This is a genomic window from Shewanella sp. K8, assembly GCF_028823715.1.
Lineage (GTDB): Bacteria > Pseudomonadota > Gammaproteobacteria > Enterobacterales > Shewanellaceae > Shewanella > Shewanella algae.
The window spans coordinates 71,290-81,667 of record NZ_JAPEHY010000023.1; the positions used below are offsets into that span (position 1 = coordinate 71,290).

Sequence of the window (10,378 nt, forward strand, 5' to 3'; positions counted from 1 at the left end):
TATGCCTGAAACTCCCCTTTCCCGCCATTCAAATTTGCGTTTCCTCTTGCTCTTGTCTTTTCATTCCCACTGGGAGAGTAACCACCTCTACTGCATGGTATTTTTGTAAATCAAGCCCGACTTTTTGCATATTGCTTACTTTCTCCGGCCATGGAATCATGGAGCATAGACAAGGTCCTTTGCCGACAGGGAAATCCATGAGCCAACGTACTCTGCACACGCTGTTCAAACCCGGGTCCATCGCCGTCATTGGCGCGTCCAATCGCGACAAGCGCGCGGGCAATGTGGTAATGAAAAACCTGCTCTCGGGGGGCTTTGCCGGGCCAATTATGCCGGTAACGCCCAAGTATAACGCGGTTATGGGCGTGCTGGCCTATCCCAATATTGAGTCTTTGCCGATCAAACCTGACCTGGCCATCATCTGTACCCGCGCCTCCAGCGTACCTGCGATAGTGGAAACCCTGGCACAATTTGGCTGCAAAGTGGCGATCATCATGGCCTCCGGTATGGCCGATGAATTAAACGAACAAGGCGAAAACCTGCTTGAACTGACTCAAGCCAACGCCAGACGTTACGGCATGCGGATACTCGGCCCCAACAGTTTGGGGATGATGTTGCCGCCCCAGGGACTCAATGCCAGCCTGGCCCATGCCGGTGCCCTGCCCGGCAAAATAGCCTTTGTATCCCAGTCTGCAGCCATCTGCACCACAGTACTCGACTGGGCCAACAACAAAGGGATCGGCTTCTCTTCATTTATTTCCCTCGGTGATGCCACAGACATAGACTTCGATGAGCTGCTGGATTTTCTCGGCCGCGATTCCCGCACCAGCGCCATCATGCTTTATATAGATTCGGTCAATGAGAAGCGCCACTTCCTGTCGGCAGCCAGAGCCGCGGCCCGGCATAAACCTATTTTGGTGATCAAATCCGGCCGCAGCGCCGAAGGTGGCAATGCCGCCAAACTGCACACAGGTGGCATTGCCGGTAATGATGCCGTATATGAGGCCGCCTTTCGCCGTGCCGGTATGCTGCGGGTCACCGACTTGGTTGAGCTATTTGCCGCGCTCGAGAGTCTGGCTCACCTCAACCCGCTCAATGGCGAGCGCCTGTGTATTTTATCAAATGGCGGCGGTCCCGCCGTGCTGGCGGTGGATGAATTGGTACTCAAGGGTGGCAAGCTGGCACAGTTGTCCGACACCACTGTGGAGAAACTCTCGCAGCTGTTGCCCTCTACCTGGTCCGGGCAAAACCCGGTGGACATCATAGGTGATGCCGGCGCCGAGCGTTACAGCCAGGCGCTGTCAGTATTAATGGACAGTGATGAGCTGGACGCCATCCTGGTATTGCACTCCCCTTCTGCCCTTGGCGAAAGCGTCACCATAGCCGATGCCTTGATTGAAACCGTCAAACAGCACCCGAAACGTAACCGGGTGAGCATCTTAACCAATTGGAGCGGTGAAGATGCCGCTTATCGGGCTCGAAAGCATTTTTCCAAGGCGGGGATCCCAACTTACCGCACACCCGAGGGCGCCGTGCGCGCCTTTATGCATATGGTGGAGTATCGCCGTAACCAAAAACTGCTGCAGGAAGTGCCGCAATCTATACCTGACACTATCCCAACAGACAGCACTACCGCCAGAAGTCTGTTGCAGCAAGCCATAGCCAAGGGCAAACGGGTACTGGAAACCCATGATGCCCGCAACATACTCAACGCCTATGGCTTGGATACCATAGATACCTGGTTTGCCAGGGATGCGGCCGAAGCCGTGGCCATTGCCGAGAAGGCCGGTTATCCGGTGGCATTGAAAGTGCAATCACCGGATATTTTGCATAAATCGGACGTTCACGGGGTAATGCTGAATCTCACATCGGCTTCCGAGGTCAATCAGGCCGCGGCGGCCATAGTCGAACGGGTGCACGCCTCCAACCCTGCAGCCTCGGTGGAAGGAATGATAGTGCAAAAGATGGCGCTGACCGCCGGCGCACAGGAGCTCAGAGTCGCGGTAATCAACGACCCAGTGTTCGGCCCAGCCATCATGCTAGGTGAAGGCGGCTCCGAGTGGGAACCCACCCGGGATGCGGCCGTCGCCTTGCCGCCACTGAATATGGCACTGGCACGTTATATGGTGATCCAGGCGCTCAAGACTCAAAAGATCCGCGATCGTCACTTACCCCAAGGCTTGGATATGCGTGCCCTGTGCCTGATGTTGACCCAGATTTCGCAGCTCATTATCGATTGCCCCGAAATCGAGAGTCTGGATCTTAATCCTGTATTGGCGGCGGGCGAGAAAATTACCCTCTTGGATGTCAATCTGCGCCTGAACCCGGAAGTTACGGATAACGCCGGACGACTGGCGATTCAACCCTACCCCAAAGAGCTGGAAGAAAAAGCCAAACTGCGTAATGGCCTTGAGGTGATGTTGCGGCCAATACTGCCGGAAGATGAACCCAAGCATCTGGACTTTGACAACTCGCTGACAGATGAAGACAGATACAAGCGCTATTTCGGGGTGCGCTCGCGTATGACCCACGAAGAAATGGCGGTACTGACCCAAATAGATTACGCCCGTGAGATGGCGTTTATCGCCACCATAAGAGATGAAAATGGCGAAGAGGAAACCTTGGGTGCAGTGCGAGCCTCTATCGATCCGGATAACACAGAAGCGGAATTTGCCATGGCAGTTCGCAGTTCCCATCAGGGGATCGGTATTGGCAAGTTGCTGCTGGAGAAGCTTATCAACTACTACCGCACCACGGGCACTCAGGTGTTAACCGGTTTCACCATGTTCGAGAACCGCAATATGGCCAGTCTCGCCAAGAGTCTTGGCTTTACTGTCACCTTTGATATGGAAGAACACCTGATCAAGATGCACATGGAACTTGCGGGCAAGGACACATAACCCTTCTATATTGAAGGTGAACAACCACACCTCAAAACCAAGAACCCGGCCAATGCCGGGTTCTTTTGATAATTGGAGCAGACTCGCTCAACGGCGACAAAGGGCAATCAAGTCCAACTCAGGCTGGTAAACCTTGCTGCTGACATCGAAGAGCCCCAACAGCGTATCGAACAGGTTGTCGTGGGAAACACTCTTGGCGGCGGCTTCCTTTGCCAGGCAGTCATCATTCAGCCCAAGTTGCTGCTTGAATTGCTTGGAAAACCAAGCCATCCAAGGCACTCTGGTTTGTTCACTCGGCGCTATGGCATAGGGTGATCCATGCAGGTACATACCTTTTTCGCCCAGGGATTCACCGTGATCGGACAGATACATCATTGCCGTATCATAATCGCCACTGCGTCCCTTTAGCTGCTCGACCACCTGAGAGACGATATAGTCGGTATACAGAATCGTGTTGTCATAGGTATTGGTGAGCTGCTCGCGGCTGCAGTTTTGAATGTCACTACGCTGGCAATCCGGGGTAAAACGGCGATATTGTTCCGGATAGCGCAGATAATAGGTAGGTCCGTGACTGCCGATGATATGCAACACTATCAGCCGATCCTGACCATTGTTCGGCTGCGACAAGGCTTGTTTGAGTTCATCAAGCAGCACCTGATCCTGACAAAACTGGCCATCGCACAGCTTAGGGTCGGCGTTCAGTGCTATCAGCTTGTTTTCCACCCTGTCACACACTCCTTTGCAGCCACTGTCGTTATCAAACCACTGCACTTTCACACCGGCGTGGTTGAGCACATCCACAGCGGTATCCTGAGCCTTGGCGGCGCGGGAGTCATAATCTTCCCGGCTCATTCGGGAAAACATACAGGGTAAAGAAACTGCCGTGGCCGTGCCACAAGAGCTGACATCGCTGAAGATCAGCGGTGAAATCGCCTTGGTGTAGACATTGGTTGGCCTGTCATAGCCATAGTATTGGTAATTTTGCGCCCTGGCGGTTTCACCGACCACCAGCACCATCAGTCTGGGTTTAGTTTCACCGGCTGGTTTTACCTGCTTGGCATCTGTACCCAACTTTTGATATTCGAGCGGCTTTTGCAGGTAGTGCTGATTGATGTATTTGGCCGCCGAGCCGACAAAATAGGTGGGCACAATGTAACGTTTGATTTCATCATTATTGCGACCAAAAGCCAGATAATTCTGCATATAGAAAAAGGCAATTACCACTATGATGAGGACGTTCGCTATGATGTACAGCGCCTTGTATGCCAGCTCCTTGCCCATGGGCTTATAGGCGATCTGGGTACGATACAAGAGCGCTGCCGGCAGCACCCCGGTCAACAGCAGATTTAACATTGATGCCCAGTTCACATAGGTCAAGGCTTCGGCGCTGTTGGTCTGAAAGGTATTCTCTATCATGCCGGTATCGAATACTACGCCATATTTGAACGCGGCAAAAAATACCCCCGATGAACACAGCAACAGCACAATAAAAAACGGTTTGAGAATATATTTAAAGCTGAACAGGGAAAACAGTATCCCCAAAGCCGAGATCAAGAAGATGGGAATAGTAGCCACAAACAAAGGATCCACATGCGCTTGGTTCTCGAGCCCCTGTTTGACTATGGTGAAAAAAGGCACATTGAACACGGCCACAAAAAACAGTGCCAGTACAAAGGTCAGGCGATTGACAGAGATGGGATTCAACACACTCATTCCTAAATGACGGTTAAAATTGATGCAAGGCCCAGCAATTTTAACTTATGGTTAACTAAATGTTAATATAACAATTTTATCTTAAGGTTCCCTTATCGGTTCCGACATCGCTCATGGGGACGAATTAAGCTTTCAGACTCTATGCCAATGGGAAAGTTCGCGATGCACCATACGCTAAAACTGCGGTATAAAAGGTTAAAAGAGTCGTTTGATAACTCAAGAGCCGCTTTGCATGCAAATGTCCCGCAATTGTAAGTTGGAGGCGCATTAAGCTTGGCAAACCGGAAGTCGCCAAAATGTCTCTGAGAATAAATTACGGCAAGTTTTATTGTGCTCTTCCATGTTCCGGAGAAAAAGAAAGCGCCTTTTAAAGGCGCTTTGAGGTTTTATATCAGGGTAAACAGTCGCAATTAGAATTCGCTGTTGAGCCGATTGAAGAACCCAAGCAGTTGCTCCAGCTCAGCGTCACTGAATTTCGCGGTCATCTCTCGGGTTAACTGCAAATGCAGGGCATCATGCTCCTTAAACATCTGCTCGCCCTTTTCGGTTAAGGATACCTGGATGGCGCGCCGGTCATTTTCCAGCGGCTGACGTTCGGCCAGGCCCGCCTTAACCAAACGTTCAACCTGCACGGTCAGGGTTCCTGTGGTAATACCGAGCTTTTCCGCCAGTTCCTTCATCTTCATAGGCCCGTGAGCCCCCAGGATCTCCACTGTATGGATCTGCGCCAGTGAAGCGCCTTGGTCTCTGACTACGCTCTGTTCCCATGAGGACAGACGCTCATAAAACTCTATGATGGCGTGGTTGATTGACTGTTGCAGCGAATCCTGCCGCTGTTGCTGTTTCATCTATTTTTGCACCTCAATGATGATGGTGATGATGTCCTGTCTCTGTGTGGCTCGCTTGCTCACATTCTTTAGCTCTCGGCATCGCCGCTTTATCGCAGTCGGCACATTGATTTACTTCAATGGTCAGATGATCTATACGACTGAAATCCGCCAGCAACTCATGATAATAGTCGGTACTGTGGGGAGCGTGGCTCACCAAAGAGATCATGGCTGCGTGATGATCGGCGCTGACCGGCCACACATGAATATCGGTTACCTTGTGGTCTTTTTCGGCTTCTATCCGTTCCACCAGCTTACGACTGAACTCGGCTTCAACACCTGCGTCAAGCAAAATAGGGCTGGTTTGGCTGATAAGTCCCCAAGCCCAGCGACTGATGATAACAGCTCCGACAATGCCCATCACGGGATCCAGCCAATTCAATCCGAAATATTTACCGGCCAACAGCGCGCCAATTGCCAACAAGGAGGTCAAGGCATCGGCCAATACATGGAAATAGGCTGCGCGCAGATTATGATCTTTGTGTCCGTGGGAATCCCCATGGTTGTGGACATGCTGCTGTCCGTGATCGCTGTGATGGCAGTGATTGTGGTCATGTCCGTGCTTGTGGCTATCTGCCTGGCTATGGCTATGTGCATGGGTATGCCCATGACTGTGGCTGTGGCCATGATCGTGATGATCCTTGAGCAGAAATACACTGACGATGTTGACGGTTAAACCTATGATGGCCACCAGAATCGCCTGGTCAAAATGAATATCTTCCGGATACAGGAGTCTGGAGCCGGACTCTATCAGCATCAACAGTGCCACCAAACCGAGTGCAATCGCACTGGTAAAACCACCGAGTACGCTGACCTTGCCGGTACCAAAGGCAAATCTCGGGTTGTTGGCATGTTTCCTGGCGTAAGAGTAAGCAAACAATGTCAGCATAAATGCCGCGGCATGAGTTCCCATATGCCAACCATCGGCCAACAACGCCATGGAGCCGTATATAGTACCGGCAACAATCTCGGCCACCATGGTGACTACAGTCAGCAAGAGCACCCACTTGGTACTCTTCTCTCCCTGCTCATTATGGTGGGTAAAGTTATGCTTATGCTGCCAGCGCGTGGTGGTATGAAACTCTGAACTCATAGTTAGCCTGCTGTTATATTTTGATATTCAAACTATTTGATTGGCGAAATATCTCTCTTTCCTGACACAATTTCAAGCATTGCGACTGAAAAAAATCACAAATGTGACCATGGGATTAACAAACTTCATCCTAAAGTCGGGGGATTATGTCTTATTTGTGTCACCTTTCAGTTATCTGGCTGTCACATGGCGTCATTAGTCTTTGCATCGCATTTGCAATTCCTATAACGAGATAGAAGATCACGGAGTGAAATCTTATGAGCAAGGCGACTTTCGATCCGACGCGTTATAACAAGAGTCAGAACGAACCTTTTGCCCAGGTACTGGATAAACACCTTTCCCGGCGCAATTTTGTAAAAAGTGGCTTGGGCGTCAGTGCCCTGACTGCATTTGGCGGCTTCGGCCTTGCCGGCTGTGGTTCCGACAACAATAACACCTCTGGCACACCGGATCCTGTGCCCCCTACTCCGGTTCCCCCCAGCCAATCCAGCGTTACACTCGGTTTTGAGTCGGTAGCCGGTTCTCGCCTTGATGCAGTGGTTATCCCTGAAGGTTACCGGGCTCAGGTCCTGGCTCCCTGGGGGACTCCGCTGAACAGTAAAGCGGCCGATTGGAAGGCTGATGGCAGTAATACCGCTCAGGATCAGGCCAACTCTGTGGGTCAAAACCACGACGGCATGCACTTCTTCCCGCTTAATGAAGCCGCAACCGATGGCCTCTTGTGTATCAACCATGAATACATTGAACCAGATGCCCTGCACCCAAACGGCCCGACTATGGATGCCGATACCGGCCTGAGAACCCTGGTCGATGAAGTCCGTAAAGAGATCAATGCTCACGGCATGACAGTGGTACGCATCAAACTTAACGGCGGCAGCTGGGAAGTAGTCAAGGACGACAAACACAATCGCCGCTTCACCGGTGCTTCCACCATGGATCTCAGCGGCCCGGTAGCCTACACAGACAAAGTCATAACCGCCTTCTCGCCTGATGGCAGCCAGACCCGCGGCACCCTGAACAACTGTGGTAACGGTTATACCCCTTGGGGGACTTACCTCACCTGCGAAGAGAACTGGCCCGGCTATTTCGTCAATAAGGGCGAGATGACTCAAGCCCAAAGCCGTATCGGTGTCAGCAGCAGTTCTACCCGCTATGGCTGGGCCGATCTGGCCGGTCATGCCGAAGAGCGCCTGGATGAATTTGCCCGTTTCGATGTCACCCCCAAGGCCAGCGATGCCATGTATGACTATCGCAATGAAGATAACGGCTATGGTTATATCGTCGAAGTCGACCCCTACAATCCCAACTCCCGCGCAGTCAAACGCACAGCCCTGGGGCGTTTCCGTCATGAAGGCTGCGCCTACGGCAAGCTGACCGAAGGCAAACCACTGGTATTCTATTCGGGCCATGACTCGCGCTTCGAATATCTGTACAAGTTTGTTTCGGCGGCGCTTTGGGATCCCAAGGATGCAGACAGCAGCAACCGCCTGGCAACCGGTGCCAAGTACATGGATGAAGGTACCCTGTATGTGGCCAAGTTTAACGAAGGTGGCGTAGGTGAATGGTTGCCGCTGACCATGGATGCCATGACAAAGGACGGCAAGACCCTGGCCGATACATTTGCCAGCCAGGCAGATATCATCATCAATACCGCCGGCGCCGCCGATTTGGTTGGCGCGACACCAATGGACAGACCCGAGTGGTGTGTGGTGGATCCTTTCACCGGCAGTGTCTATCTGACCCTGACCAACAACTCGAAGCGGACAGAAGCCAACGCCGCCAACCCTAGGCTTAAAAACAACTTTGGCCATATCATCCGCTGGGATGAAGGTGCCAGTGATACCGAGTTTAGCTGGGATATCTTCCTGTTCGGTTCTCCGGCCGACGGTGACGATGCCACCAACCTCTCCGGCCTGACTGAACTTAACCAGTTGGCCAGCCCGGACGGCCTGGCGTTCGATGCCCGCGGTATTCTGTGGATCCAGACAGATAATGGCGCCAAAGAGGTGACTGAGCACACCAACGACCAGATGCTGGCAATAGTGCCATCCAAGATGGTCGATGACGACGGCAAGCCTCTGACAGTTACCGCCGACAATCAAACCGAGCTGAAGCGCTTCTTTGTCGGTCCCAATGGCTGTGAAGTCACAGGCTTTGCTATCTCGCCGGACTACACTTCGGTATTTGCCAATATCCAGCACCCGGGGAATTGGCCGGTATCGGCCAATGCCGCCGAGGAAACACCCATCGGCACCAGCATACGTCCGAGGGCAGCGACCGTGGTACTGCGTAAAGTCGATGGTGGTGAAGTCGGCATTTAAATAAACAGCTGTGTTTAAACGAACAGCCGGTTCACACGAACCGGCCTGAACTGACAACGCCCGCCAGACTGAACCTGGCGGGCGTTTTGCCTCTCGATAACTTGAATTAAGAGCAAGCACATAGCTGGTACTATTTTGATTTGTATAGCAATACAAAATTATTTATGATTTTTTTGAAAATAAATAACCCTTTCTCAGAAGCTGGCCGTTTAACTCTACAGAAGCGCAATCATACACAGCGCCAATCCAATAATTGATTTCAGCCCGTAGCGGGCCATAAGGAGAAAACCTATGCTTAAGTCCGGCAAACTGAAACTGGCACTTATCGCTTCCGCTTTGTTATCTGCCCAGGTTTTGGCAGTCAGCCCGCCGCATCCACAGGGATACAACCAGAACATGATTACTGCAAACCAATTTGATGCCAACAGCTATCAGCCGCAGGATAGCAGCAAGATGTTCCCCGCTCCCAAAGAAGGCATGGTGCAACACATACTGACCCTGCCCCAATTGGAAAACGAAGACGACTACATGGTTGAAATTCAGGTGGGCCAAACCCAGATGGTTGACTGCAACAAGCACGGCCTGATGGGCGAGCTTAAGCAGATGGATCTCAAAGGTTGGGGTTACACCTATTGGGAGCTGGATGAAATTGGCCCGGGACGCTCAACCATGATGGCCTGCTTCGATAAGGCCAAGCATGAGGAGTTTGTTCGCATTTCGGGTGAATACAAGCTGAGATATAACAGCAAGTTGCCTATGGTTATCTATCTGCCTAAAGATGCCGAGCTGCGCTACCGGGTGTGGCGGGCCGAAACAGTGTTCAATTATTCCAGGTAACACAGTGCCTTAAGCCTTCTGGCTGCTCAAATAGAGCTGCAACAAACCTTTTCCCGGCCGGTTGCAGCTTTTTTGCTTTATTCTCGATTGCAGAACCTTATAATCGCTGCAGTTTTCCTTTAGAGCCTTTTTTCGGATGAAACTCAGCTTTGTACTCGTCTCCCCTGCTCGCGCCGCCAATGTTGGCGCTGCTGCCCGCGCCATCAAGACCCAAGGGTTCAGTGAACTCATTGTGGTGAATTCGCAAGCTCACCGGGAAGAGGAAGCGGCCTGGGTCGCCTGCGGCGCCGAGGACATACTGGCCAACATCCGTGAAGTGGCCAGCCTGGAGGAGCTCAGAGAAGAGTTTGAGCTTATGGTGGCCACCACAGCAAGAGAGCGCGGTAGCCCACGACACTATTTAAGCCCGGCAGAACTCGGCGAACAACTGAGTCATCAGCAGGAACAGGTGAAGCGCACCGCCATCGTCTTTGGCTGTGAGGCCAGCGGCCTGAGTAACGCCGACCTGTCGATTTGTGACTTGCTCAGCTATGTACCAGGGGGTTTGCGCCCATTTCAGCGAAAAGTCCAACGTGAGCCTACAGCCCTTTATTTATAAGGGCTGGCAGGGATCGCTTACTCTCTAAT

The 10,378-nt window shown here is 52.1% G+C and carries 7 protein-coding genes; 4 read left to right on the plus strand and 3 right to left on the minus strand.

Going from position 1 to position 10,378, the window contains the following annotated elements; translation table 11 throughout:
* The first annotated feature begins 197 nt into the window (after positions 1-197).
* Positions 198-2,900, plus strand: a complete 2,703-nt coding sequence (locus ON072_RS13520) for a bifunctional acetate--CoA ligase family protein/GNAT family N-acetyltransferase (RefSeq protein ID WP_025889963.1) — start codon at positions 198-200, stop codon at positions 2,898-2,900.
* Positions 2,901-2,987: 87 nt separating this feature from the next.
* Here the strand turns inward: ON072_RS13520 and ON072_RS13525 are convergent, their stop codons facing one another.
* The 3 genes from ON072_RS13525 to ON072_RS13535 form a co-directional block, all read right to left on the minus strand.
* The gene (locus ON072_RS13525; RefSeq protein ID WP_144437597.1) at positions 2,988-4,613 is read right to left on the minus strand and encodes a phosphoethanolamine transferase; all 1,626 of its coding nucleotides are present in this window, start codon (positions 4,611-4,613) and stop codon (positions 2,988-2,990) included.
* Between the two features lie 410 nt (positions 4,614-5,023).
* A complete protein-coding gene (locus tag ON072_RS13530) occupies positions 5,024-5,461 on the minus strand; it encodes a MarR family winged helix-turn-helix transcriptional regulator (protein ID WP_025009721.1) in 438 nt (145 codons plus the stop codon).
* Between the two features lie 13 nt (positions 5,462-5,474).
* Positions 5,475-6,593 carry a cation diffusion facilitator family transporter gene (locus ON072_RS13535; protein ID WP_144437596.1) on the minus strand — a complete coding sequence of 373 codons (1,119 nt, stop codon included), beginning with the start codon at positions 6,591-6,593 and terminating at the stop codon, positions 5,475-5,477.
* 257 nt (positions 6,594-6,850) lie between these two features.
* Between ON072_RS13535 and ON072_RS13540 the strand changes: the two genes are divergently transcribed.
* From ON072_RS13540 to ON072_RS13550, 3 genes are all read left to right on the plus strand, one after another.
* Complete coding sequence (locus ON072_RS13540; RefSeq protein WP_144437595.1) at positions 6,851-8,914, plus strand: PhoX family protein; 2,064 nt, start codon at positions 6,851-6,853, stop codon at positions 8,912-8,914.
* A gap of 291 nt (positions 8,915-9,205) precedes the next feature.
* Positions 9,206-9,751: a serine protease inhibitor ecotin gene (gene eco / locus ON072_RS13545; protein WP_144437594.1), complete on the plus strand. Its 546-nt coding sequence runs from the start codon at positions 9,206-9,208 to the stop codon at positions 9,749-9,751.
* Between the two features lie 136 nt (positions 9,752-9,887).
* Positions 9,888-10,349: a TrmH family RNA methyltransferase gene (locus ON072_RS13550; RefSeq protein ID WP_274626070.1), complete on the plus strand. Its 462-nt coding sequence runs from the start codon at positions 9,888-9,890 to the stop codon at positions 10,347-10,349.
* Positions 10,350-10,378: the final 29 nt, after the last annotated feature.

What these genes read in the sequence shown, in the direction of transcription:
- ON072_RS13520 (WP_025889963.1), top strand. Translation starts at nt 198, where the DNA reads ATGAGCCAACGTACTCTGCACACGCTGTTCAAACCCGGGTCCATCGCC.
- ON072_RS13525 (WP_144437597.1), bottom strand. Translation starts at nt 4,613, where the DNA reads ATGAGTGTGTTGAATCCCATCTCTGTCAATCGCCTGACCTTTGTACTG.
- ON072_RS13530 (WP_025009721.1), bottom strand. Translation starts at nt 5,461, where the DNA reads ATGAAACAGCAACAGCGGCAGGATTCGCTGCAACAGTCAATCAACCAC.
- ON072_RS13535 (WP_144437596.1), bottom strand. Translation starts at nt 6,593, where the DNA reads ATGAGTTCAGAGTTTCATACCACCACGCGCTGGCAGCATAAGCATAAC.
- ON072_RS13540 (WP_144437595.1), top strand. Translation starts at nt 6,851, where the DNA reads ATGAGCAAGGCGACTTTCGATCCGACGCGTTATAACAAGAGTCAGAAC.
- eco (WP_144437594.1), top strand. Translation starts at nt 9,206, where the DNA reads ATGCTTAAGTCCGGCAAACTGAAACTGGCACTTATCGCTTCCGCTTTG.
- ON072_RS13550 (WP_274626070.1), top strand. Translation starts at nt 9,888, where the DNA reads ATGAAACTCAGCTTTGTACTCGTCTCCCCTGCTCGCGCCGCCAATGTT.